This is a genomic window from Pseudomonas sp. ERMR1:02 (genome assembly GCF_002277815.1).
Taxonomy (GTDB): Bacteria; Pseudomonadota; Gammaproteobacteria; order Pseudomonadales; family Pseudomonadaceae; genus Aquipseudomonas.
Map to the genome: position 1 here is coordinate 1 of NZ_NKJI01000026.1, position 24974 is coordinate 24974.

Sequence of the window (24974 nt, forward strand, 5' to 3'; positions counted from 1 at the left end):
GCCCGTCGTCCATTGGCTGCTGGTACTGCGCGAGGCCGACATCCTCTGCTCGAAGGTCAGCGACTACAACGACGTGCTGGCCGATCCGCAAATCGCCAGCAACGGCATGCTGGTGGATCTGCATCACCCGCAGCATGGGGTGGTGAGGGTGCCTGGGTTTCCGATCAACCGTTTGGAGGCGGCGCAAGTGCCTTATGCACCAGCACCGGGGAATGGCGAGCATTCGCGGAAGGTGTTGCGGGAATTTGCCTTTTCCGAAGAAGAAATCGAAGCCCTGCTAGCGTCTAACGCTATGCGCTGCCCGGAGCAAACCTTGGCCTGAACGGCCAACACCCAACCTGTAGGAGCAAAGCTTGCTCGCGATAGCGCTCTCAAGAACGCCATCGCGGGCAAGCCGTGCTCCTACAGATTTTGTGTCGCCATAACCAATGATTTCAAAGCCCAAATCTGTAGGAGCGAGCTTGCTCGCGAAGGTCGTGAACGATAACGCGTAAAACCAGATGCCCAACGGCGCCCTCTGGTTCTTCGCGAGCAAGCTCGCTCCTACAGAGTTTCAGTGAGAACAAATACATCGCACCCCTAGCAGTTCTGATAGTTCCCACCCTGCGCAAAACCGCCAATACTGGCTGCCAGTACTGCTAACTCTCGGAGCGCGTGCGATGCACCCTCTACCCCAAACCGTGCTCTGCCGTTATGGCTATGATCCCCTGGATCGATTGACCAGCCACACACTGCCGGGTAACACGGAGCGTCAGCGTTTTTACTGTAAAGGCGATTGGCCACCGAGATACAGGGTGCACTGCACTATTCAATTTTCCAGCAGGGCGAGCGGTTGCTGGCGGAACAGCAAAGCGAGGGTGGTGCACTCGACACAACTTTATTAGCCACCGACATGCAACGCTCGGTATTGCAGACGCTCAAGGCCAATCATCCGCGTCGACCCATTGCCTATACACCGTATGGTTATCGACATGCCGAAAACGATTTGACCAGTTTGCTGGGGTTTAACGGCGAACGGCTGGATTCGGTGACGAGCAATTATCTGTTGGGAAATGGGTATCGCGCGTTTAATCCATGGTTGATGCGGTTTAATAGTCCAGACAGTTTGAGCCCATTTGAAAAGGGTGGTTTGAATGCATATACATATTGCTTGGGAGATCCAATTAATAGGCTAGACCCCAATGGACACCTCTCATTTAAGACAGCGGCAAACATATTGACTCAACTTAAAAAGCTTAGAAGACAAGCTGCAAATGCTCTAAGCTTACCCCCACAAGCGCGCATCCAACACATAAAAGAATTTTATGAAAAAACAAGAAACAACCACCGAAATTTACTAATCTCAAATCATCAAAAAAAACTTGAAACACCAAATTTACAATCATTAGCAGGTGAGACTATACGCACTAAAAACATTTCACCTGAGGGAGCACCAAAGAGAATCATAGATATAATCAACCTCCCTGGCCGGAAGGATTTTATGGAGGTCATAGATATGTCTTGGGAACGATCGATTACAGACGCTGACATCAAATTATCTACAATAGACTTTGATCGCTTAGAGTTATTATCAAAGCAAGCCACTCCAAGATTACGACAAGCCGCTCAATTTTATTATAACTTACTAATGGAAAACGCCCCATTGAGGCCTCGATTACTCGACGAAGTTAACAGGCTAAGGGCCTCCACGTAGCAAATCGCAACAACGTTCGCCCTGGACGTTCACCCCGATGTAATGACCATGGATTTGGCCGACCGTACCGAAAGAACCAGCCGCAACACCCTGCTGGGCATCACCTAAGTCATCATGCTCGGCGAGCTGGCGGTAAACCGCGCGCTGGACCAACTCGACCCGACCAAGTAAAGCCAACACCAATCTCGTAGGAGCAAAGCTTGCTCGCGATGGCAATTTCACAGACGCCATCACCGGCAAGCCGTGCTCCTACGGGTTTTGAGTCATCCCAACCAAAGCTGACACCGCCCAAAACTGTAGGAGCGAGCCTGCTCGCGAAGGTCGTCAACGATTACGCGTAAAAACAGATACCCTGCGGCGCCCTCGGGTTTTTCGCGAGCAGGCTCGCTCCTACAGGATTTCGGTGAGGACAGATACAAGGCAAACCTAGCAGTTCTGATAGTTCACACCCTCCGCGAAACCGCCAATACTGGCTGCCAGTACTGCTAACTCTTGGAACGCGTGCGATGCAACTTCTACCCCAAACCGTGCTTTGCCGTTATCGCTATGATCCCCTGGATCGATCGACCAGCCACACAGTGCCGGGTAACCCGGAGCGTCAGCGTTTTTACTGTAAAAGCCGATTGGCCACCGAGATACAGGGTGCACTGCACCACTTAATTTTCCAGCATGGCGACCAGTTGTTGGCACAGCAACTACGCCAGGAAGGCGAAGTCGGTACCACATTACTGGCCACTGATACGCAACGCTCGGTATTGCAGTCGCTCAGTGGCGATCAGCAGCGGCAGCAAATTGTCTACACACTCTACGGATATCGCTCAGCCGAAAGTGGGTTAACCAGCCTACTGGGGTTCAATGGCGAACGTGCCGATCCGGTGACCGGGCATTATTTATTGGGGAACGGGTACAGAGCGTTCAACCCAATATTGATGCGATTTAATAGTCCCGACAGCTGGAGTCCATTTGCTAAAGGGGGGTTAAACTCGTATGCATATTGTTTGTTGGACCCTGTCAACCTAATCGACCAAAATGGGCATAACCCGTTTAAAGCGATTAAGACTTTTTTTGGAAACCTCATAAAGTCTAAAAAATCCGCAGCCAGTAGCACGTCAATACATCGCACACCAAGTTTCAATGGCAGGTCACCTGCGCGAAGACACTCATCGCCATCGCTTCTAACTGCGTCACCGTCAGATGATCAACTCACTGACTGGGACTTAATTGGACATCATGGAACCAGCAGCAACTATAGTGGTAGTTTGATGGCTGGTCTTGATCCAAAGTTCATGGGGAAAAGTACCAACATGATGCTTGGTGACGGGTTTTATTTCGGGACGCGAGATATTGCTGAGGAGTTCTCCTTTCGTGTAGCAGACCCTTATGGACCGTCGAACTCTAGATTTGGACAACCTAAGGTGCTTGGTGTCTATACCGAAAATTTTGACAGGTTGAAGCCAGGCGAAGATTACTTGGTATCAAGATCTGTAAGTATTTATCGTACAAACCCAAATGGAAAGTTTGGCATATGGAACTATAGGGAAATTGTTGCAAAAGAGCATATTTACACAGCTTAGTAATAAGAGATGCTGGTTTTCAAAGGAAAACTATCAGCCCTAGACCTTATGAAACTCCCTTGTCATCTAGGGCCGTTGCAAATGTAGAGAGGGTGCGCAGTCTGTTTTTCAATAAAACCTTCCGTCGATGAGAGTCCTTTTCTCTCCCCTATGGTCGTGTTCTACGGTTCTGAACAACAGATAAAAAATTGGCGCCGTAGTTGACCTTTTCACGCCATCACTATCAATGCTGGTTTGGTGCTTTACTAAAGAGCTTCTGCACCCTGCGAGAGTCCCACCATGAACCGCAACGACCTGCGCCGCGTGGACATGAACCTGTTGGTGATTTTCGAAACCCTGATGTTCGAAAAAAACCTGACCCGGGCCGGGGAAAAGCTATTCCTCGGCCAACCCGCCGTAAGCGCGGCGCTGGCGCGGTTGCGGGATTTGTTCGATGACCCGCTGCTGGTACGCAACGGCCGGGTGCTGGAGCCGACTCAGCGGGCTCTGGCGATTCTCCAGGAATTGAAACCAGCGATGGACACCATTTCCGGCGCGGTCAGCCGGGCCAAGGATTTCGACCCTTCAACCAGCCGCGATGTTTTTCGCATTGGCCTGTCCGACGACGCCGAGTTCGGCCTGTTTCCGCCGTTGCTCAAGCAGATACGCGAAGAGGCGCAGAACGTCGTGGTGGTCGTGCGGCGGGTGAATTACTTGTTGATGTCGTCGATGCTCGCCACCGGGGAGATTTCCGTTGGGATCAGCTACACCACCGAGTTGCCGGCCAATGCCAAGCGCAAGAAGCTGCGGGACTTGAGCGTGAAGATCCTGCGCGGTGATGACCGGCCCGGCACCCTGACCCTGGATGAGTTCTGCGAACGTCCGCACGCGTTGGTGTCTTTTTCCGGCGATTTGACCGGTGCGATCGACACCGATCTAGCACGCATCGGTCGTTCGCGCCGGGTAGTTTTGGCGGTGCCGCAATTTTCCGGCTTGCGCGCCCTGCTCGCCGGCACCGATATGCTCGCCACCGTGCCGGATTACGCGGCGAGTGCGCTGATCGAAGGTAGCGACCAGTTACGTGCCGACGACGCGCCGTTTGAGATCAACCTGTCCGAACTGTCCATGGTCTGGAACGGCGTCAACGATAACGATCCGGCAGAACGTTGGTTGCGCTCGCGAATAGCGGAGCACATGTCGGCTCCACTGCCGGGGCATTGAGCGAATGGAATTTCGGGTCGGTCTCGCGTAGATAGATCGGCAGGTCGGTCATGGGCGGCATGGCCGGGATTTCGAAGTACATCTGGATTATCCAACCCCTGTGATAACCGGAGTGGTTGACCACATGCAACAGCATCGCACCAGCGCTCATGGTGCCGCTTTCCCCGGAAATGAAGGTGAACCGCACGGGCCTGTCCAGCGAGGCATCGGTTTGCCGGGCCGCCCAGTCGCAGTACCAATGATCGACATTCTGTTGCGCCGAGCGCAGGTCTGCCAATGCGGGATAGATCAGATCATGGGAAGTTGTAAAGCCGTGCCCTCGGCCTTCGAGGTGGGCCTGCCAGAGACAGTCCACTACATAGATGTGGTTCAGTGTGCCGATCATGTTCTTGAAAATGCCGGCGCGTTCTTTTTCGACTTCGCCCGGTGGCAGTTGCGCCAGGTTATCGAAGAGGCGCCGGTTAGCCCATTGTTTGTAATCGGCGAGCATGCGGGCAGTGCGTACGTTGATCATCAGAAGTCTCCGATGGCGAAGAGCACATCTTCCAAGGATAGCGCTATCTGCGAGCAGCGGCGCGGGCGCTGATCATCGGTAAGAACGCGCACTTCGACTGGGGAACTCCTGACGACCGCCGTGCATCCAAAAAATACAAGGTGCTTACTTTTTGCTGCACGCTTTCAGAGGACACCATCATGCGCCGTCTGATTCTCGTTTCTTCCCTGCTGCTGTGTTTACCCTTCGGCTCTGCCATGGCCAAAGTGAACGCGGAGGATGTTGCCACATCGGCCGGCGTTTCCGCTTCTTTGTACTCAACGTTCAAGAACCACAAATTGATGATTCCCGCCCGAGACGACGCCTCCAGCTTCGTCGCCAGTGGCGGCACGATCCGCGGCGCGTACCTGGAGTCAGTACTCCAGCAGCTGCGGCAGAATCATCCCGAACTCAACAACGCAAGCGACGAAGACCTGGCCCGCGCCATCCTCGTCCAGGACGGTGTTGCCGCAGATCAATAGGCCACGCCAACCTCAGCAGTGGGGCTCGTGACACGTGAAAAGCGTTTGCGGCCCTGCCATGCTTCAGGTTCATCGTGGCTTGTGTTTCAACGAGCCCAGCCAGCGACCAGTTGAGCGCTGATGCTGACCCCGCCACATACCACTATCACCACGTCGTGTGCTTCGGCGATAGACGGGTGGTCCAGGTAGGCGATTGCCAGCGAAACACCGCAGGCGGGCTCGACCAATTGGCGCAAGTCGCTGGCGTAACGCACCACGCCCATGATCGCTTCCTCGTCGCTGAGAATGACCAACTCGTGGGGAAAATCGAGAATGTGTTGTACCGGCCACGCAGCCACCAGAGAGGCGCCGAGCGACCTGGCGACCGTATCGATCCGGGGGAACTTGACCGGATGTCCGGCACTGACAGCGGCGGCGAAAGACGCTGAACCCTGTGTTTCACACGCGATGATCCGGCAGTCCATGCGATTGTGGCGGATCAGTCCGGTGAGAATTCCCGCCAGCAAACCACCGCCCCCCACCGACGTCACCAGCGCATCGACCTGCGGACAATCCTCTAGAATTTCATCGATCATCGTGCTGTGCCCTTCCCACAGCACCGGATGGTCGAAGGCGGGCACGTATTCGGTGTCCACGCCTTGCGCCAACTCCTTCGCTCGTATATTGGCCTCGTCCCAGACCTTGCCATGGACGATCACCTCGGCACCGGTTTTCTTGATCCTGGCGCGGGTGGATTCAGGCGTCGTGTGTGGTACCACGATGCAGGCCTTCAACCCCAGCCGGGCGGCGGCCACGGCGGTGGCGAACCCGGCGTTGCCGCCAGAAGGACAGATCACCTTGCGCTTACCCTGCGCTGCCGCCTGGCTGCACAAAAGCCCGATGCCGCGCAGCTTGAAGGAGCCGCTGGGTTGCAGGTTTTCCAGTTTGAGCCAGATTCGGCGCGATGGAGTCGACAGGTCTGGATGCAGGATCAAGGGCGTTCTGATGTGAAGCATTTTGGGCTCCTGTTGCACGCCGTTGGCCCATCGAGTTTTCCACGGGTCAGCGGTGAACGGTGCTTTTTCAAGCTTAGTTCATGCGGCGTCGCTGATGACCCCATCACTGTAGGAGCGAGCTCGCTCGCGAAAAACCCAAAGACACCGCTGCGCATCTGGTTTTACGCGTTATCGTTCACGACCATCGCGAGCAAGCTCGCTCCTACAGTGAAGGCGACCGCTAGAACACCATTGATTTAACGGTAACGCGGTGCCGCCGTGGAGTTGCCGAACAACCCGCAAAGCACTTGGCGCTGGGCTTCGTATTGGTCCCACTGTGCGCCGTCATGCAGGCTCGGAATGGTCACCACTTCCCCGTTGGCCAACCCCACCAGCGCGGCATCGACCATGTCTTCGGCGGACATCACGATTTCCTTCGGCAGGTTTTCGACCGGGTGACCGGCCTCAGTCCAGAAGTCCGTGGCGGTGGCGCCCGGCAACACAGCCTGGATGCGCACGCCTTTGTCGGTCAGTTCGCGGTGCATCGACTGGCTCAAGGCCAGGACAAACGCCTTGGTCCCGCCGTACACGCCGTTGAGGACTTCCGGGGCGAAGGCGACGATCGAGGCAATGTTGATCACCGTCCCGTTGCCGCGAGCCACGAAACCGGGCGCCACCGCGTAAGCCAGACGCGTCAGCGCGGTGATGTTGAGGGTGATCATGTCTTGCATATCATCCACGGGACTGCCGAGCAGCGGCATGACCGCGCCGACCCCGGCGTTATTGACCAGCAGGGTGATGCTCGCGTCGGAGCGCAGAATCTGTTCGATCCGCAGCAAGTCAGCCTTGTCTTTCAAATCAGCGGCAACCACTTCCACGTTGCGCCCGGTTTCGTCGCTCAAGCGGTTGGCCAGGGCATTGAGTTTTGCCTGGCTGCGCGCCACCAGAATCAGGTCGTAACCCTGACGGGCAAGACGGTCGGCATACACCGCGCCAATGCCCGACGAGGCGCCGGTGATCAATGCAGTACCTTTGGATGAAAGCGCCATGTTCAGTTTCCTTTACGGTGAGGCGAGATATTCGCCGGGTGTGAGCCGTTATAAATGGACTGACACGCGTCGCAAATGACGTTTAAAGTACGTTTTTCGGACATGACCGTTTGAGGACATAGCGATGATCAGCGTGGCGTTTGTGGTTTTCGAGGGTTTCCAGTCCATGGCGCTGGCGGCGATGCCGGTGTTCGAGTACGCCAACTTCAGCGCCGGCGAAGCGCTGTACGAGGTGCGCGTGCTGTCCGAGGACGGCCGCACGCTGCGCGCCTCCGGCGGGTTGACGGTCGGCACTGAGGCGTTCGATGAACGGGTGATCGATACGGTCATCGTGGTCGGTGGTGATGCCATCCTCGAACAGGCGTCCGAAGCGGTACTCGATTACTTGCGTGCCAGCGTCAAAACCTCGCGGCGCACGGCGTCGATCTGCTCTGGCGCCTTCGTCATGGCCCAGGCCGGTTTGCTCGACGGACGGCGGGCAACCACGCACTGGGCCTATGCGCGGCAATTGCAGGAACGCTTTCCGTCGATCAAGGTGGAAGCCGACCGCATCTACGTGATTGACGATTCGATCTGGACGTCTGCCGGGATGACCGCCGGCATCGACCTGGCGCTGGCCATGGTCGAAAAGGACCACGGTGCCGATCTCGCCCGTTCCGTGGCGCAGAAACTGGTGATGTACCACCGCCGATCCGGCGGCCAGTCGCAACACTCGGCGCTGCTGGAGCTGGAGCCGAAATCGGACCGCATTCAAACCGTACTCGGCTATGCCCGGGAACACCTGGCCCAGGCGCTGTCGGTGGAACAACTGGCAGATGTGGCCCGCCTCAGCCCAAGGCAGTTCAGCCGCGCCTTTCGCGCTGAAACCGGACAATCGCCGGCCAAGGCCATCGAAAACCTGCGCCTGGAAGCGGCACGGCAAATGCTCGAACGCGGGCGCCTGACGCTTGATCAGATCGCCCTGGAAACCGGCTTCAGCGACCGCCGCCGCATGCGCGAAGCGTTCCTGCGGGCGTTCGGGCAACCGCCGCAGGTGATTCGGCGTAGCGCAAGATCCGACGTTTGATCGTTCCCACGCTCTGCGTGGGAATGCAGCCCGTGACGCTCCGCGTCACTGGACGCGGAGCGTCCCTTGAGGCATTCCCACGCGGAGCGCGGGAACGATCAAGATCAAAAGATCGCAGCCTTCGGCAGCTCCTACACTGTATTGATGGAGGAGTTATGAAAATCTCGGCCAAACTGGCGTTTTTTGCCATCGTCAGCACCCTCGCCTACCTCGGTCTGGCCATTTGGGGGTTGGGTGGCTTTGGCGCTTTTTTCTCACATGCCGCGCTGGTAGTTGTGGCGCTGGCAACGCTGGTCATGGCCATCGTTTCGCTGTTTTCCGAGGTCAATCTGAGTTCCGGTGTACGTGAAGACCGGGACAATCGCTGGGTGATCACGGTTTTCGCGGCGATCGGCTTGTTGAGCGGGTATTTGCCGGCTTACACCGACCGTATCGATTTCTGGACCCTCGGTGGCGAAGGCACGCGTTGGCTCGGGGCATTGCTGTTCATCATCGGCGGCGCGCTGCGAATGTGGCCGGTGTTCGTGCTGGGCAAGCGTTTCAGTGGACTGGTGGCGATTCAACCGGGGCATCGCCTGGTCACCGACGGCATCTATCGCAATCTGCGCAATCCCAGTTATCTGGGGATGCTGGTCATCGGCGTGGGTTGGGCGCTGGCGTTTCGCTCGGGGGTGGGGCTGTTGCTGGCGGCGTTGACGCTGATTCCGCTGATTGCGCGGATTCATTCCGAAGAGGCGTTGTTGCGGGCGCAGTTCGGGGGTGAATATGAGGCTTATTGCGCCAGGAGCTGGCGGCTGATTCCCGGGATCTACTGAACTGTCTGGCATTCCCGAAACCCCGTAGGGACCCCCGCCGCCTGCGCCGCGAGTATTCCCACCGTTGCATCCTCGAAAGCATTCCTGTCGGCGGGAGTCTTGAGGAATGCACACGATCCCTGTAGGAGCTGGCTTGCCAGCGAAGAGGTCCGAAAGCCATGCATCGAATGAACGGACGCCTTCGCTGGCAAGCCAGCTCCTACAGGGTTCGCGGCGATTTCAGGGCGCTTTGCACGCAATCCAGCAACTGCCCCAATGCCCAGGGTTTCTTGATGAACGAGACGTCGTGCCGCACGCCGGAGCTTTCCGGGGTTTCGAAGCCGGACATGATCATGATCGGCTTTTCCGGCCAGTGATCGCCGAACAGGTTGGCCAGGTCCGCGCCGTTGAGCGTGCCAGGCATGGTGATGTCCGTCAGCAACAACCCGACCTCCGGTGCATGGTGCTGCAAGTACAACGATGCGGCGTCCGCATTGGTCTGCGGTTGCACCACATAGCCTTCTTCCTGAAGAATTTCACAGAGAAATTCCAGAATCAACGGGTCGTCTTCTACCACCAGAATCAACCCGCACGGAAGATCTCCACTCGCCGTCGGTACTCCACTCATGACCTTGCCGCTCCCTGTTTGCAACGATGATTTCGCGGGCTCTAATCCGCTACCTACAGGTATGAGCAGCGGCGTCGACGGAAATTCATCTTTTCTACAGGGATAGGACGAAATCAGGCGTCCTGCAAAATCAGATCGGCGCCCTTCTCCGCCACCATCAGCACCGCGGCATGAGTATTGCCGGAGGTCACGTTGGGAAAAATCGACGCATCGACGATGCGCAAACCGTCCAGGCCATGCACCTTGAGGCGCTTGTCCACCACTGACTTCTGCTCATCCGCGCCCATGGCGCAGGAACCGCACAGGTGATAGATCGAACCGCTGTTTTCACGGAAGTACTGCAACATCTGCTCGTCGGTCTCGACCACCGGGCCTGGCAGCACTTCTTCGACGGTGATGCCCTTGAGCGCCGGTGCATCCATGATCTTGCGCATCAAGCGGCTGCCCTGGATCACCTCATCGATGTCCTTCTGGGTGCTCAGGTAGTTGGGGTCGATCAGCGCCGCGTCCCGAGGGTTTTTCGAGGCGATTTCGATGTGTCCACGACTGGTGGGCCGGCACGGGTTGAAGCACAACAGGAAACCTGAATACGGCTCAGGCTTGAGGCTGGCCTTGTTGTTTTTGGGGATCTGGTACGACAGGGGGTTGAAGTACAACTGCAGGTTCGGGTTGGCTTGCTGCGCGTTGCCACGGAAGAATCCCCCCGCCTGATTGACGCTCATGGCCAGCGCGCCTTTACGGGTTAACAGGTATTTCAGGCCGAGCTTGAATTGGCCGAACAGCGAACTGAGCTGGTCATTGAGCGTCGGGATATTGGCCTTGTAGTAGTAACTGGCGCACAGGTGATCCTGCAGGTTCTGGCCCACCGCCGGCAGGTGCTTGACCAGCGGGATGTTGTGTTTGGCCAGCAGCGTCTGGTCGGCGACGCCGGACAATTGCAGAATCTTCGGCGTGTCCACGGCGCCGGTGCAGAGAATCACTTCCTTATTCGCGGTAAAGGTGCGTACCACGCCGTGCTGGGTAATGGAAATTCCGGTGGCGCGCTGTTGCTCGTCGTCGAACAGCACACGATCGACCAGCGCGTAATGCTCGACGGTCAGGTTTGGCCGGCTCAACGCCGGATGCAGATGGGCAAAGCTGCTGGAGCAACGCTGGCCGTCGCGAGTGTTGACGTCGTAGATCCCCGCGCCTTCGAACGTCGGCCCGTTGAAGTCCTCGCTCAGCGGATAGCCCAGCTCACCGCAACCCTTGAGGAACACGTCGCAGATCGGATGGGTCTGGCCCTTCATCGGGGTGATGCTGATCGGGCCGCTCGCGCCGTGGTATTCGCTATCGCCTAGCGGGTGGTTTTCCAGTTTGCGGAAGTACGGCAGCACGTCCGAAAAGCCCCAGCCGTCGTTGCCGTCGGCCGCCCAGTCGTCGAAATCGTGGGCCTGGCCGCGCACGTAGATCATCGCGTTGATCGAACCCGAACCACCCTGCACCTTACCGCGCGGGGCGTAGATTTCACGGTTGCCCAGCTGCTTTTGCGGCTGGCTGTAGTACATCCAGTTGAAGGTCGGGTTGTAATACATTTTGGCGAAGCCGACCGGGATCTTGAACCACAGGGAACTGTCCTTTCCGCCCGCTTCCAGCAGCAGCACCGTGTGTTTTCCGGAGGCCGAGAGGCGATTGGCCAGAACGCAGCCTGCGGCGCCAGCGCCAGCGATGATGTAGTCGTATGTCATTCACGGTTACCGCTTAAGTCGTTATACAAAAAACCGAAATCGGTCATACCCCTGTAGGAGCGAGCCTGCTCGCGATGAACTCGAGGGCGCTGCGGGAAATCAGGCTCACAGCGTCATCGTTGACGACCATCGCGAGCAGGCTCGCTCCTACAGTGGACATTTCCCGTCATGGGCAAAAATCCCGTCAGCCCCTGGCCGGCGATGTGTCTTTGACGTCAGCCGGGGTCGACGCCATTTGCAGGTGCAGGCGTGAACCGGTGTACGGCGAATGCTTGCGCACCACGTCCATGTTCAGCTCGACACCAAGGCCCGGCTCGGTGGACGGGATGATGTAGCCGTCCTCCCACTGCAACGGCTTGGTCAGGACCTCGGCATGGAAACCGCCCAGGTCATGATGCTTTCCTGGATCAGGAAGTTCGGCGTGCAGGTGGCCAACTGGAAACTCGCCGCAGCGCCAATCGGCCCGTTGTAGAGATGCGGCGCGATCTGTGCGTAGTAGGCCTCGGCCATGCTGGCGATCTTCTTCGCTTCCAGCAGACCGCCGCAGCGGGCGACGTTCATTTGCAGGATCGACGCACCGCCGGCCTGCAGCAGCTTGAAGAACTCATACTTGGTGGTCAGGCGCTCACCCGTGGCAATCGGGATGCTGGTCTTGGCCGCGACTTGCGCCATGGCCTCTTCCTGGCCTGGCGGCACCGGTTCTTCGAACCACAGCGGGTCGTATTTTCCAGACGCTTGGCCAGACGAATGGCCGACGACGGCACCATTTGTCCGTGGGTGCCGAACAGCAAATCGCACTTGTCGCCCACCGCTTCGCGAATCTTGCGGCAGAAGGTTTCGCAGCGCTCCAGAACTTCCAGTGAGATCTGATGCCCGGAGTACGCGGTGTACGGCCCCGCCGGGTCAAACTTTACGGCGGTGAAGCCCTTGTTCATGTTCTCGATCGCGCACTCGGCGGCCAGGTCCGGGTCGTCGTAGTCGTATTCGCCTTTGCTGTTGACCGGATACAGGTAGGTGTAGGAACGCAGGCGTTCGTTGACCTTGCCGCCGAGCAACTCGTACACCGGCTTGTTCGCCGCTTTGCCGATGATGTCCCAGCAGGCCATTTCCAGGCCGCTGACCACACCCATCATGGTCAGGTCCGGACGCTGGGTGAAACCGCTCGAATAGGCCTGACGGAAAAAACGCTCGATGTGGTGCGGGTCCTGGTTTAACAGGTAGCGTTCGAACACGTCTTCGATGATCGGCAGCATGGCCTTGGGGCCGAACGTCGCGGCGTAAATCTCGCCCACGCCTTCGATGCCGCAATCGGTCTTGATCTTGACGAACAGCCAGTACATGCCGCCGATGTGCGGCGGTGGTACGGCAACAATGTGGGTTTCAAGGGCGACGATTTTCATCTCAGGCACCTGCCTTGTTCAAAGATGTCTTGTTCAGTGATTTACGATTAATGCGTGCGCGCAGGGTCAGGGCCGCGAAGGTCCCGAGCAGGCCGACGAAAGCGATGTAGCCGAAATACAGCTTGTAACCAAAGGCGCCGGGGAAATGCTCGGTGAGGTAGCCGTTGATCAACGGAATGAACGCGTCGGGCAGGTAACCGACCACCGAGACAATGCCGATGGCCAGACCGGTGATGCGTAGTGGAATGTTGCAGGTGTCGAGGATCGCCCAGTACAGGCCACGAATGGCGTAGGTCATCAGACCGATGAAAATCACCGTGCCGATCAGCAGGCCCATACTATTAAGTGCCGGGAACACGATCAGGCCGACCATCGCCAGGGTCGCGAGGAACAACGCGACGACCAGTACCGAGATGTTGGAGAACTTGTCACCCAGCCAACCACCGCCGATGCCGCCGATAGGACGCATCCACAATTTGATGGTGGTGATGGTGCCAGCCATGACTGCGGTCATGCCGCCGCCCTGCAGGTAATCGGAGAAGCTGTAGGTGGCCCAGAAGATGTGATACCCGCAGAACACAATGGCAGTGACCAGCCACAGCTCAGGGATCTTCACCAGTGTCGCCAGGTCACTGAGCAGGTTGTACTTGCCCTTCTCCACCGGCGCGGTGTCTTCCATCGACTTCGGATCCTTGATCAGCACCAGCACACAGCCGATGGCGATACAGGTGAAGGCATACAGGTAGACCACATGCTTGAAACCTTCAGCCGCCGACTCGCCCCGGGTTTCGGTGGCGAAGGCGAACAGGCCCAGGGCAACCGTCGCCAGCAAGGCTTCCACCAGCCCGCGACCGCCGTCGAGGACACCGAAGAACCGTCCTTGTTCGGTGTGATGGGCGATCATCTTCACGCGCTTGAGTACCGAGGCCCAGAAGGTCAAACCGGTGGTCAGGCCCCAGCAACCGAAGATGATCATCAGACCGGTCATCGAAGGTGCGGTGGAGTACCACAGGCCCAACGCGCCGGTTGCGACCAGCGAAAACAAAATCAGGAAACGCGGCGCGATACGGTCCGCCAGCCAACCGCTCGGCAAGTAACTCAGGAGGAAAATCGTACCGAGCATCGAGTACAGATAACCAGCTCGCTGTGGTTGATCTGGAACACTTCGAGCATGGTGGTCTGGTAGACCTGGCGCAGGTACAGGATCGGATAGATCGCACCGGCGGCAAGCACCAGCAGCATCAGTTGGAAATAGCGACTTCCCTTGTCACTGTGGCTTTTCTCAGCCGAATTGGAACCCTGAACAGCAGCAGTGGATGCTTGCTTGGACATTGAGCAGACCTCTGGCGCCCGGTGGCCCGGGCGCTCTGATAATTGTTTTTATGTTTGAAGCGTAGGCGTGTTGCAGATGGATCAATACTTCATGACAACCAAACGGGTCTGGGTGAATTCGAGCATGCCGTGCTTGCCGTCATCGCCGCCCAGGCCCGAGCGTTTCCAGCCGGCATGAAAACCCTGATACGGGTCGGCCGGGGTGCGATTGACGTACAACTCGCCGGCCTCGATGGCGCTGGCGACTTTCATCGTGGTGCGGTAGTTCTCGGTGTAGAGCACCGAGGACAGGCCGAACTGGTGGTCGTTGGCCATGGCCAGGGCTTCGTCGATGTCGCGGTATTTAAGTATCGGCAGCACCGGGCCGAAGATTTCTTCCTGGATGATTTCCATGTCCTGACGGCAACCGCTGAGCAGGGTCGGCGGATAGAAATGCCCCTTGCCTTGCGGGATAAATCCGCCGGTTTCCAATACCGCGCCGTCGGCGATGGCGCGTTCGACCATGGCGTGGATGTTCTGCCGGGAACTGGCGTTGACCAACGGCCCCATGAGGCTGGCGTCGGTGACGCGGTCGCCGAACTGCACGGCACTGATTTTTTCTTTCAGCAGGCCGAGGAATTTGTCGTAGACGCTTTCCTGCACATAGACCCGCTCGACCGCCGTGCACAACTGACCGCAGTGGGTGGTCTTGGAGGCCACGATAGCGGTGGCGGCGGCTTCAAGATCGGCATCGGCTTCGATGATCGCCGGGGTCTTGCCGCCCAGCTCCAGGGACGGCTTGGCGATATTGGCCTTGCAGTAATCGAGCACGATGCGGCCGGCGTTGACGCTGCCGGTCAGGGTGATCAAACCCACGGCCTTATGGGTGCAGACAGCGGCGGCGGTGGCGTGGTCCATGGTCAGGATGTTGATCACGCCCGCCGGCATGCCGGATTGCTGCACGGCCTTGGCGATTTCGAACGCCGAAGTCGGCGTGTTGTTGCTCGGACGAACCACTACCGTGTTGCCGGCAATCAGCGCCGGGGCGATTTTGCGCAGCAAGGTGTAGACCGGGTAATTGAACGGAATCAGGCAAGCGACCACGCCAATCGGTTCGCGGTGCAGGAACAGGTTTTCGTTCGGCGTGTCGCTGGGAATGATCTCGCCTTCGATACGGCGCGCCCATTCGGCGTGGTAGCGGGTGATTTGCGCGGCGTAACGGGCTTCGTTGCTGGCGTCGCTGACGCTCTTGCCGGACTCGGCGGCCAGGGCTTCACCGATCTGCTCGGCGCGGGCTTCAAGGGCATCGGCGAAGGCTCGCAGATGTTCGGCGCGCTCGATGCTGGTGAGTTTGCCCCAGACCTTCTGCGCCTTTGCGGCCGCGTCGACGGCAGCCGTGGCTTCATCGGTATTAGCTGCACAAACCTGGCCGATCTGTTCTTCGGTCGCCGGGTTATAGACTGCGATCAGCGCAGCGCTGGCCGGCTCAATGAATTGCCCATTAACAAAGTTTCGCTCGAGTCGCATGTGAATCGCCCATCGTTGTTTTTATCCAGTCCGAGCAGTCTTGGCATCTGCCCGGCGTTGAACAAACGATTTATTGCGCGATGAAACATTCGAAAAATGCAGGTTACCTCAAAAACGCACGCCCCCCCCCTGTAGGAGCGAGCCTGCTCGCGATGAACCCGAGAACCCCGCGGGGCATCAGATACCCAGCGTTATCGTTGACGACCATCGCGAGCGGGCTCGCTCCTACAGGGACGTGGTGGCTGTGGAAGGCTGCAGTTGCCGCTGCGCCAACCAGATTTCCTCTTGCAACCACTGGCTGAACACCTGCAACTGCGGCATCTCGGTCTGCTCAGGCCGGGTCACCAGCCAGTAGGATTGATGCCCGTCGACATGCACATTCAGCACCTGGGTCAATTGCCCGCTGGCCAGCTCCGAGGCGACCATGTGCCAATCGGCGATGGTGATACCCAAACCGTCAGTGGCCGCGCGAATCGCCAGGTCGAGCAAGTCGAATTCGTAGCCGCCCTGGGTGTCGACACCGGTGATCCGTGCCGCGTCCAGCCAATGCTTCCAGGTCAGGTAGCGTTGGTCTTCCCGGGCCAGGACATGCAGCAGCGTCAGTCTATTGAGGTCGACGCCTTGCTCGCTCCACTCTCGCGAATACAAGGACGGCGCGCACACCGCGATATGCCGCTCCTGGATCAACAACGAACTGTCCAAGCCGTCCCATTCTCCATCGCCGAAACGGATCGCGCAGTCCAGCGTGCTGGTTTCCGCCAGGCTGTCCTGCAAGCGCGTGGTGATACTCAGCTCCAGGTCCGGGTGCTGCTCGCGCAGTCGCCCCAGGCGCGGCATCAGCCAGCGGCTGGTGAAGGTCGGTGGTGCGTTGATGTGCAGGCGATTGGAGTGAGTTTTCTGCTGGATACTGCGCACCGTCAGCTCGATCTTGTCGAACGACTGGTGCAGCGCCCGCAACAACACGCGGCCGGCGCTGGTCAGGTCGAGGTGGTGATGACGTCGCTCCAACAGGTTTTCGCCCAACTGCTCCTCAAGCTGGCGAACCTGGCGGCTGACGGCGCTCTGGGTGACATTGAGCAACTCGGCGGCACGGGTGAAGCTGCCGGTACTGCCGGCTACTTCGAAGGCTTTGAGGGCGTTCAGGCCGGGCATTTTGCGTTTCATGAAAGGCACTCGTGGAAGGCTGACCAGATGCAAAGCATCCCACTCTTTGTAGGATTTTTCCTGAGTAACGTGCATTTTTGTGTTGTGTAGGACAATTTCCCGCTCGCCCCGACCGCCTCCTGTGCGAGATCGGGCTCGCGCTCAACCCGTCTAAATCGGGCGCCGCCATAGCCACTCGCCAGTAACTTGCATTTATCGAACGTTTAAACGCTGAATTTATCGTTTGTCGATCTTTGTCCGGATAAGAAAACTGCGGCCATCTCAAATAAAAACAACATGAGAGCTGCCCCATGCCCCATCTCGACGAGTTGAAAACGCTGGACGGCAATGCACCGCACCCGGCGGTAAATGACCTGTGCCACCAAGTCAAAAGCGGCGAGATCAATCGCCGGCAATTCCTGCGTACCGCCGCCCTGCTCGGCGTCACCGTCGCCAGCGCCAGCACCTTCATGGGCTCGGCACTGCTGAGCGATTCGGCTTTCGCCGCCCAAGAACAACCACCACGTCAGGGCGGCAGCCTGCGCTTTGCCTGCGCCATCCAGGAAATCCAGGACCCGATGCTGATCACCTGGATCGAAGCCTCGAACCTGCTGCGCAATTCCCTGGAATTTTGACCTGGGTGGACGCCGACAACATTACCCACCCCTACCTCGCCGAAAGCTGGAGCCCGTCCGAAGACCTCAAGGTCTGGACCTTCAATCTGCGCCAGGGTGTCAAGTGGAGCAACGGCGACGAGTTCACCAGCGATGATGTCGAGCACAACATCAATCGCTGGATAGCTGCTGGCTCCAAGTCGGTCAACCGCACCGCGTTCCAGGACATCGCAGCCTTCGAAAAAGTCGGCCCGTACCAGTTCCGCCTGGTGCTCAAGCGCCCGATCCTGGCCGTGCCGGAAATGCTCAGCGCGTTCACCTGCACGCTGGTGCACCGCAGCTTCAAGGCCGGTGACGACTGGACCAAAAACCCCATCGGCACCGGGCCGTTCAACCTGGTTTCCTTCTCGGTCAACAAGCAGGCCACCTTCGCCAAACGCGCCGATTACTGGCGCAAGCCGGCCAATCTCGACGAGCTACGCTACGTCGACATGGGCACCGACATTCCACCCATCTGGCGGCATTGCAGGCAGGCCAGGTCGACGTGCTGTACCGCGTGACCGTGGCCGAACTGGACCTGGCCAAGCGCTTGCCGGCGCACAGTTGCTCAGCTGCAAGTCGGCGCAAACCGTGGTCATGCGTATGGCCTGCGACCAAAAGCCGTTCACCGATGTACGCATCCGCAAAGCCGTGGTGATGTGCGCCGACAACGCGCAGATGCTGAAGATCGCCTATCGCGGCATGGGCACCCTCGGCGAAGACCATCACGTCGCACCCTCCCACCCGGAGTATTCGCCGCTGCCCAGGCGCGAACGAGATGTCGCCGGAGCGAAAAAACTGCTGGCCGAAGCCGGTTACGCCAATGGCATCGACATTGACCTGATTGTTGGCAACACCCAGGGTCGCTACGAACAGGACTGCGCGCAGATCCTGCAACAGAACTGCCTGGAGGCTGGCATCCGCATCAACCTCAAGGTGATCCCGGCCACCCAGTACTGGCCGATCTGGGACAAAGCCGCGTTCAGCCTCACCTACTGGGCACACCGTCCGTTGGGCGTGATGTCTTTGGAGCTGGCCTACCGCAGCGGCGCTGCCTGGAACGAAAGCCACTACAGCGACCCGGCATTCGACGCCGCGCTGGACAAGGCCATGGGCATTATCGATCCCAAGCAACGCGCCCTGGCGATGCAGGACGTAGAGCGCATCCTGCAGGACGCCGCGGTGATGGTGCAGCCGTTCTGGGCTGACAAATTCACCGCCACCAGCAAGAAAGTCCAGGGCTTCAAGGTTCACCCTTCGGACTTTTACCCAATGGATGAAGTCTGGTTGAGCGCCTGACGCGCAGCCCCACACGCGCTCGCCCACCGACCGGTGCGGCGGGCCGGCATCCTATGATTAGCCGGAGCCTGCAAGCATGGCTGAATTTCTGTTACGCAAATTACTCGCGCTGATCGCGACCCTGTTGTCGGTGTCGCTGATCGTGTTCGTCGCCCTCGAACTGAATATCGAGGACGTAGCGATCAACGTCCTTGGCCCCTACTCCGCCGCCGACCAGCGTGCCGCCTGGCTGCTGGAACATGGCTACAACCAACCGTTCCTGTGGCGCTATCTGGTATGGCTGAAGGATTTCGTCACTGGCGACTGGGGCACTTCGGTGCACTTTCGCGAACCGGTGATCAACCTGCTGCTGCCTAACCTGGCGCAAACCCTGATCCTCGCCGGGCTGGCGTTGCTGGTGATGGTGCCGGTGGCGTTGACCCTGGGCATTCTGGCCGGTATTCGCCAGGGCTCGGTGGTTGACCGTTTAGTGTCGTTCCTGTCGATCGTCACCACCTCGATCCCGGACTTCGCCAGCGCGGTGTTCGTCTCGGCGATCTTCGTGTTCTGGCTCAACTGGCTGCCGGGCGTGAGCAGCATGAGCGATGGTTTCAACGCGGCCGAGTTGGCGCTGCCGCTGATGGTGCTGTGCCTGTTCGGCATCGGTTACCTGGCGCGGATCACCCGCGCCTCGATGGTCGAAGTGATGCAGGCGCCGTACATCCGCACCGCTCGCCTCAAGGGTGCGTCGACTTCACGCATCGTGCTGCGCCATGCCCTGCGCAACGTACTCATCGCACCCATCACGGTGATCATGCTGTACATCCCGTGGCTGCTGTCGAACGTGATCGTGGTCGAGGTGTTCTTCGCCTACAAAGGCTTCGGCTCGTTGCTCTACACCGCGTCCCTGAACCACGACGTCTACCTGATCGAAGCCTGCGCGATGATCAGCGGCGCAGTGGTCGGCGCGACGAAAATCTTTTCCGACCTGGCCTACACCTGGCTCAACCCGCGCATCACCCTGCGCAGTCTTGGCGGAGGTGGCCAATGAGCTTCCTGCAATCGTTCAAACACCCCTGGCGTTGCTCGGCTTGCTGCTGGTGGGCGGCTGGGTGCTGGTCGCGGCGTTTGCGCCGTGGCTGGCGCCCCATGATCCGCTGGCCAGCTTCAGCCCGCTGCTCACGCCAATGACCGCTGATCCCGACGGCCAGAGCTTCCTGCTGGGCACCGATGTGATTGGCCGGGACATTCTTTCGCGGCTGATCTGGGGCACTCGCACCGTGCTGTTCTGGTCGATCCTCGCCACGCTGACCGCGTTCGCCGTGGGCATTGCCATGGGCTTGTGCGCCGGCTATTTCAACGGCAAGGTCGATGCCTTTCTGTCGTACGTCGCCGACACCGTGCTGTCGTTCCCGGTGCTGGTGCTGTACATCGTGATCATCATCGCCCTCGGCGCTTCGGCGCTGAACATCCTGATCGCGGTGACCTTCACCAGTGCCCCGGCGATCTTTCGCATCATGCGCGCACTGACCATCGACATCCGTTCGCGCGACTACGTGCTCAGCGCCATCACCCAGGGCGAAGGTTCGCTGCGCATCATGCTGGTGGAAATCCTGCCCAACTGTGGCGGGCCGCTGATCGTCGATTTCTGCCTGCGCATCGGCTACACCGCGATCATGATCGGCGCCCTCGATTTCCTCGGCCTCGGTCTGCCACCGCCGACCCCGGACTGGGGCGGCATGATCAACGAAGGTCGCAGCATGGCCATCGCCTTCCCGCACCTGGTGATCTTCCCGTGCATTGCCATCTCCACCCTGATGCTGGGCCTGAGCCTGCTGGCGGACGGTCTGGACGAACACGCGCAGAAAGGCGCAAGGAGCTGAGCATGAGCAACCTACAGAACCTGCAACAAGTGCTGCGCGTGGAGAACCTCTCCATCGAACTGCCGACCGGCGCCGACCGTAGCCACGCCGTACAAGGCATCAGCCTGGATGTGCGCAAGGGAGAAATCCTCTGCGTGATCGGCGAGTCTGGCTCGGGCAAATCGGTGCTGTCGGCAGCGATCATGGGCGACTACGCCAAAGGCCTGCGGCATAGCGAAGGGGTGATCGATTTCCTGGGCGACGACATTTGCCGCATGCCAGAAGACACCTTGCGCAAACTGCGCGGCAACCGCATCGCGATGATTTTCCAGGAGCCCATGGCGGCCCTCAATCCGGCGATCCGCATCGGCCAGCAAGTCGAGGAAATCTTCGACATTCATGCACCGCAAATGCCCGCCGCCGAGCGTCGTGAACGCATGCTCGCGCTGCTCGATTCAACCCACTTGCCCGACCCACCACGGATTGCCAACAGCTTTCCCCACCAGCTCTCCGGTGGCCAATGCCAGCGTGTGGTGATTGCCATGGCCCTGGCCATGAACCCCGATCTGTTAATCGCTGACGAACCGACCACTGCCCTCGACGTAACCACCCAGGCGCAAGTACTCAAACTGGTGCGCGAACTACGCGGGCGTGGCCAGCACGGGATTCTGTTTATCACCCACGACTTCGGTGTGGTCGCGGAGATCGCCGACCGCATCGCCGTGATGGAAGGTGGACGCCTGGTGGAAATCGGCTTACGCGACCAGGTGCTCAACGCCCCGGTACACCCCTATACACGCAAACTGATTGCCGCCGTGCCAGCGCTGCACCCGGAACTGCACAAGCCCAGCGCCGACTCTGAGCTGGCGTTACGCATCGAGCACTTGAACAAAACCTACAACGTCGGTGGCCGTTCGGTGGCCGCGCTCAAGGATGTCTCGCTGCAGCTGCCACGGGGCAAGACCCTGGCGATTGTCGGTGAGTCCGGCTCGGGCAAGAGCACCCTGGTAAAGGCCGCGATTCGCCTGGTGGACAGCGACAGCGGTCACGTCTGGGTCGGTGACACCGACTTCCTAGCCTTACGCGGCGGGGCGCTGGCGGCCAATCGGCGACGCATCCAGATGATTTTCCAGGACCCTTACGGCTCGCTCAATCCGCGCCACCGGGTTGGCGACATCATCGCCCGTGCCGCGCAACTGCGCGGGCTGTCCGCCAAAGATGCCTGGACCGAGGCTGGCGACTTGCTGGAGCAGGTCGGGCTCAAACGTGACGCGCTCAAGCGCAAGCCCCGACAGTTTTCCGGAGGTCAGCGCCAACGCATCGGCATTGCCAGGGCACTGGCGATGCGCCCTGAAGTGTTGATCGCCGACGAAAGCGTTTCGGCGCTCGATGTCTCGGTGCAGAAACAGGTTCTGGAGTTACTCGCGCAGCTGCAACAACGACTGAACCTGAGCATTTTGTTCATCACCCACGACCTGCGGGTCGCGGCGCAGATCAGCGACTACATCGCGGTGATGCGCCAGGGTGAAGTGGTGGAATACGGCACGGCGGAACAGGTGTTGCTGCGCCCACAAAACACCTACACCCAGACCCTGCTGGCTGCGGCTCCTGGCGCTTCGGCGATACCGGTGGCGCCCGTCCCGGAACAACCACTGAGGCTGATCAGACCTCAAGCCAACTGACCCGCACAACCCTTTCCCCATGCCGCAGCGTTTGCTGCGGCCCGGGCTGCTGTTGCCAACAATAATCAGAAACAGGGAGTAAGACTTTGCGCACATCCACCCCTCGCGCTATCAGTTCCATCGCTTCGATCGCACTGTTTGGTGCCTTCGCTGCACCCGCCATGGCGATCCAGGTCACCGACAACCTCGACCTCGGCGGCGCCGTTCGTGCCCGCTGGGATTACGACCCGGATCGTGACATCCAGAGCTTCGGCCTGGACACTGTGTTCCTCAGCGCCAAGTACAACTCTGACACCTGGATCGGTGACGCCCAGTACCGGTTCTACGGACGCTCTTATCCTTACAAGTACACCAAGAACTACGGCGATATCCAATTCGCCAAGTTCGCGTGGGCCGGCTACAAGTTCAACCCCGACCAGCAGGTACAGGTAGGCCTGAACACAGTACCGTTCGGCCTGCAGCCGTACTTCGGCAGCACCTTCTACGAAACCCTGGGCAACGTCATCGGCCTGGAAGACGTCCAACAGATCGGTGCCAAGTACATCCAGCAAAGCGGCGACTGGAACGTCCAGGCCGGCTACTACCTGCGCCCCGCGTGGCAGGGTAAAGGCACCAGCAACGGCGTGACCTACTCAAGCGTAGTGTCCGAGGCTGACAGCTATGTCACCGACGGCAGTAATAACCAGGAACGCAACACCGTGGTGCTGCGCGTCGCCAAGGCTCTGGACCTGGGCCCGTGGAAGTCCGAAGTCGGCGTGTCGGGCCTGACCTCGTCCCTTGAGAACAAGGACACCAACAACGATGGCCGGCGCAATGCCGTGGCGGTGCATTACCTGGGCAAGAACGGCCCGTGGGGCGTGCAGTTGCAGGCGGCGCGCCAGCAGATGTCACCGCGCAACCCCGGTAGCGACGAACTGGTGACCCTCGGCGGTTACGACGGCACCTACAACGTCGCCAGTCGCGGCAATCTGTACGTGGCGGACCTGAGCTACGACGTTGGCGGCAAGTACCTGTTCGATCAGATCAGCGATGTGAAGCTGTATGCCAACTACAGCGCATTCGACAAATCCGCCGACGAGTTCAAGACCTCACAACGGATGATCTTCGGCACCTCGTTCGCAGTCAGCAAATTGTGGGTCTACACCGAATGGCTGTACGGCAAGAACGACCCGTACATTGGTGGCAGCAGCTATACCCAGAGCCTGGGGGCTGGCGGGACGGATCATTGGGAGAATCAGCTGTACATGAACATTGGGTATTACTTCTGATCCCGAATATTTGGCGTTCTTGAGGACGCCTTCGCGGGCAAGCCTCGCTCCTACAGGGGATTTTTGCCCCCCCTGTAGGAGCGAGGCTTGCCCGCGAAGGCGTTTGCCCAAACAACACTTGCATCGGCTCCTTGCCAATAGTCAGATAGGCACCACAAAGCACTCTAAAAAAACAATAAACGAGCCCCCTCCCATGCGTCAACTGCCCTCGCTCAACATGCTGCGCGTCTTCGAAGAGGTCGCGCGGCACCGTAGTTTCAGCCAGGCAGCCCTTGGATTGAACGTCACCCAAGGTGCGGTGAGCCGACAGATCAAGCAACTCGAAGACTATCTCGGCGTGGCGCTGTTCATCCGTACGCCACAAGGCCTGTCACTGACCGAAGCCGGTCTCGCCCTCTCCCCACAACTAAGCGACGCCTTCGACCACCTCGAACGCGCCCTGCAAGCGGTGCGTGTGCCCAACCTGCGTCAGCGCCTGAGGATCGTCGCACCGCCGACCTGGGCGACCCGTTGGCTGTCGGCTCATCTGCGCGCATTCGTCCAGCGCTACCCCGACATCAGTCTTAGCGTGACCAACCAGATGGGCCATGAAAGCCTCGCGGAAATCGACTGCCACATCCGCTTCGGCCTCGAAGCGGCCGGTCATTGCCACAGTCAGTTGCTGGTGATGGAACGTCATATCGCCGTCGCCAGCCCGGAGCTGTTCAACGGCGAGCAGCCGCCGGACCTGCGTCAGTTTCCATTGCTGCACATCCTGCATAACGGCAAGCGCTTGAAGGTCTGGGAAAACTGGCTGACCGCGATGGGCCGGGAGGACGTCGATGCAGAACAAGGGCTGGAATTCAGCACCCTGGACCAGGTGATCCACACCGCACTGGCGGGTGGCGGATTAGCCGTGATCGACCGGCAGATGATCGAAAAGGAACTGGCCAATGGCAGCCTCGTGCCAATCACCCCGGTGGAAGTGATCGGGCCGTATGGCTATTGGCTGGATGTGGCGAACGACAAATGGGGGTTGTCGAAGGTACGGTTGTTTACCGAGTGGCTGGAGCTGGTCAGCAATCCTTGAAGCAACTTTGCCCCCTGTAGGAGCGAGCCTGCTCGCGATGGTCGTCAACGATAACGCTGAGC

Annotated in this window: 18 protein-coding genes and 4 pseudogenes; 13 read left to right on the forward strand and 9 right to left on the reverse strand. The window is 59.1% G+C overall.

Features of this window, described 5'->3' with window-relative positions; all coding sequences use genetic code 11:
- From CES87_RS28785 to CES87_RS28805, 4 genes are all read left to right on the forward strand, one after another.
- On the forward strand, positions 1–322 hold a 322-nt coding region (locus CES87_RS28785; RefSeq protein ID WP_178081498.1), incomplete at its 5' end, for a CoA transferase.
- Positions 323–775: 453 nt separating this feature from the next.
- Positions 776–1693, forward strand: a complete 918-nt coding sequence (locus CES87_RS34665; RefSeq protein WP_371858278.1) for an RHS repeat-associated core domain-containing protein — start codon at positions 776–778, stop codon at positions 1691–1693.
- A gap of 506 nt (positions 1694–2199) precedes the next feature.
- Positions 2200–3267, forward strand: coding sequence for an RHS repeat-associated core domain-containing protein (locus CES87_RS28800; RefSeq protein WP_128608769.1), 1068 nt, complete (start codon positions 2200–2202; stop codon positions 3265–3267).
- Positions 3268–3546: 279 nt separating this feature from the next.
- The gene (locus tag CES87_RS28805) at positions 3547–4467 is read left to right on the forward strand and encodes a LysR substrate-binding domain-containing protein (protein ID WP_128608770.1); all 921 of its coding nucleotides are present in this window, start codon (positions 3547–3549) and stop codon (positions 4465–4467) included.
- Here CES87_RS28805 and CES87_RS28810 read toward each other — a convergent pair.
- The gene (locus tag CES87_RS28810) at positions 4388–4981 is read right to left on the reverse strand and encodes a DinB family protein (protein ID WP_128608771.1); all 594 of its coding nucleotides are present in this window, start codon (positions 4979–4981) and stop codon (positions 4388–4390) included. The two genes, CES87_RS28805 and CES87_RS28810, sit on opposite strands and share 80 nt — an antisense overlap.
- Positions 4982–5160: 179 nt before the next feature.
- Here CES87_RS28810 and CES87_RS28815 point away from each other — a divergent pair, with 179 nt between their 5' ends.
- Positions 5161–5481, forward strand: a complete 321-nt coding sequence (locus CES87_RS28815; RefSeq protein WP_128608772.1) for a DUF2388 domain-containing protein — start codon at positions 5161–5163, stop codon at positions 5479–5481.
- 86 nt (positions 5482–5567) lie between these two features.
- On the opposite strand, the gene CES87_RS28820 is transcribed toward CES87_RS28815, so the two are convergent.
- Both CES87_RS28820 and CES87_RS28830 read right to left on the reverse strand, forming a co-directional pair.
- Positions 5568–6476 carry a pyridoxal-phosphate dependent enzyme gene (locus CES87_RS28820; RefSeq protein ID WP_128608773.1) on the reverse strand — a complete coding sequence of 303 codons (909 nt, stop codon included), beginning with the start codon at positions 6474–6476 and terminating at the stop codon, positions 5568–5570.
- A gap of 236 nt (positions 6477–6712) precedes the next feature.
- Entirely contained in the window at positions 6713–7504 is a 792-nt protein-coding gene (locus tag CES87_RS28830; RefSeq protein WP_128608775.1) for an SDR family oxidoreductase, read from the reverse strand.
- A gap of 124 nt (positions 7505–7628) precedes the next feature.
- On the opposite strand from CES87_RS28830, the gene CES87_RS28835 reads away from it, so the two are divergent.
- Together CES87_RS28835 and CES87_RS28840 are read left to right on the forward strand one after the other, a co-directional pair.
- On the forward strand, positions 7629–8570 hold the full coding sequence (locus tag CES87_RS28835) for a GlxA family transcriptional regulator (protein ID WP_128608776.1): 942 nt from the start codon (positions 7629–7631) through the stop codon (positions 8568–8570).
- A 155-nt stretch (positions 8571–8725) separates the two neighbouring features.
- Positions 8726–9385 (forward strand): isoprenylcysteine carboxylmethyltransferase family protein, encoded by a 660-nt coding sequence (locus CES87_RS28840; RefSeq protein ID WP_128608777.1) that lies wholly within the window; start codon positions 8726–8728, stop codon positions 9383–9385.
- A 199-nt stretch (positions 9386–9584) separates the two neighbouring features.
- Here the strand turns inward: CES87_RS28840 and CES87_RS28845 are convergent, their stop codons facing one another.
- The 6 genes and pseudogenes from CES87_RS28845 to CES87_RS28875 all read right to left on the reverse strand — a co-directional run bounded on the left by CES87_RS28845 (position 9585) and on the right by CES87_RS28875 (position 17121).
- Positions 9585–9992: a response regulator gene (locus CES87_RS28845; protein ID WP_128608778.1), complete on the reverse strand. Its 408-nt coding sequence runs from the start codon at positions 9990–9992 to the stop codon at positions 9585–9587.
- A 113-nt stretch (positions 9993–10105) separates the two neighbouring features.
- Positions 10106–11719: a GMC family oxidoreductase gene (locus CES87_RS28850; RefSeq protein ID WP_128608779.1), complete on the reverse strand. Its 1614-nt coding sequence runs from the start codon at positions 11717–11719 to the stop codon at positions 10106–10108.
- 184 nt (positions 11720–11903) lie between these two features.
- Positions 11904–13119 (reverse strand): annotated as a pseudogene (locus CES87_RS28855) (mandelate racemase/muconate lactonizing enzyme family protein).
- A gap of 1 nt (position 13120) precedes the next feature.
- Positions 13121–14451, reverse strand: a pseudogene (locus CES87_RS28860) (nitrate/nitrite transporter).
- 81 nt (positions 14452–14532) lie between these two features.
- Entirely contained in the window at positions 14533–15957 is a 1425-nt protein-coding gene (gene aldA / locus CES87_RS28865; protein WP_128608780.1) for an aldehyde dehydrogenase, read from the reverse strand.
- Between the two features lie 225 nt (positions 15958–16182).
- Complete coding sequence (locus CES87_RS28875) at positions 16183–17121, reverse strand: LysR substrate-binding domain-containing protein (RefSeq protein ID WP_128608781.1); 939 nt, start codon at positions 17119–17121, stop codon at positions 16183–16185.
- 290 nt (positions 17122–17411) lie between these two features.
- On the opposite strand from CES87_RS28875, the pseudogene CES87_RS34670 reads away from it, so the two are divergent.
- The 6 genes and pseudogenes from CES87_RS34670 (at position 17412) to CES87_RS28905 (ending at position 24912) form a co-directional block, all read left to right on the forward strand.
- Positions 17412–19052, forward strand: a pseudogene (locus CES87_RS34670) (ABC transporter substrate-binding protein).
- A 76-nt stretch (positions 19053–19128) separates the two neighbouring features.
- Entirely contained in the window at positions 19129–20082 is a 954-nt protein-coding gene (locus CES87_RS28885) for an ABC transporter permease (RefSeq protein ID WP_128608782.1), read from the forward strand.
- Positions 20079–20914 (forward strand): annotated as a pseudogene (locus tag CES87_RS28890) (ABC transporter permease). The gene CES87_RS28885 and the pseudogene CES87_RS28890 overlap by 4 nt, the downstream one beginning before the upstream one ends.
- Positions 20915–20916: 2 nt before the next feature.
- Positions 20917–22575 (forward strand): ABC transporter ATP-binding protein, encoded by a 1659-nt coding sequence (locus CES87_RS28895; RefSeq protein WP_128608783.1) that lies wholly within the window; start codon positions 20917–20919, stop codon positions 22573–22575.
- An 86-nt stretch (positions 22576–22661) separates the two neighbouring features.
- Complete coding sequence (locus CES87_RS28900; RefSeq protein WP_128608784.1) at positions 22662–23843, forward strand: hypothetical protein; 1182 nt, start codon at positions 22662–22664, stop codon at positions 23841–23843.
- Between the two features lie 193 nt (positions 23844–24036).
- On the forward strand, positions 24037–24912 hold the full coding sequence (locus tag CES87_RS28905) for a LysR substrate-binding domain-containing protein (RefSeq protein WP_128608785.1): 876 nt from the start codon (positions 24037–24039) through the stop codon (positions 24910–24912).
- Positions 24913–24974: the final 62 nt, after the last annotated feature.